Source organism: Oleiphilus sp. HI0125 (genome assembly GCF_001635355.1).
On sequence record NZ_LWGF01000353.1, the window covers coordinates 1 to 611 of the forward strand.

Sequence of the window (611 nt, forward strand, 5' to 3'; positions counted from 1 at the left end):
TGTGATTGCCACCAGCCGTGACTATCAATTCTGGCAAACCCTCCTTGGCCGCTATGATTTGTCGTTAAGGTAGGTTCATTACCTGAAGTCAATTCGTTATGGCTACTGCCTGGCATGTATAAGCCAACTATTTTCAAGCCTGAACTGACTGTCGATGTTTGACTGCCCCAGTCTGCCGTCGTATCAATCACCGCAGGGTCGGCACTGGCAACTACTTCAAGACTGGTTATGGATAATGTCGAAGTGGCGCCCACTGGCGAAGCATAGGCCGAACTAATAACAGGCTTATCTTCAGTCCCGGTAATGGTGATGCTGACTTGTTGGGTTGAGCCATCGGTCGCTGTGAAAGTATAAGTATCTACGACTTGTTGCTTGGCTGGGTCGGGGTCACTGGGTGATAAATCTTGTACTTTGCTTTGATCAAGGGTATAGGTCCATTGACCATTAACCATGGCTATATGGCCGTAGGTGGTGGCTGTACTGACAAGATCTGGGAAATCAGGTGTTTCGCCTGTATCGGTATCAGATATGCTAAGGGTTCCACTGGCGGTTGCGGTGTCGCCTGCGTCTCCTTCAGTCACTGCGCCAGTGCTTGCCCCCGTTATTACAGC

Annotated in this window: 1 protein-coding gene; it reads right to left on the minus strand. The window is 49.9% G+C overall.

The window, feature by feature from the left end:
* Positions 1-611: VCBS domain-containing protein (locus A3762_RS05000; protein ID WP_156493244.1), on the minus strand; the 611-nt coding region annotated here is incomplete at both ends.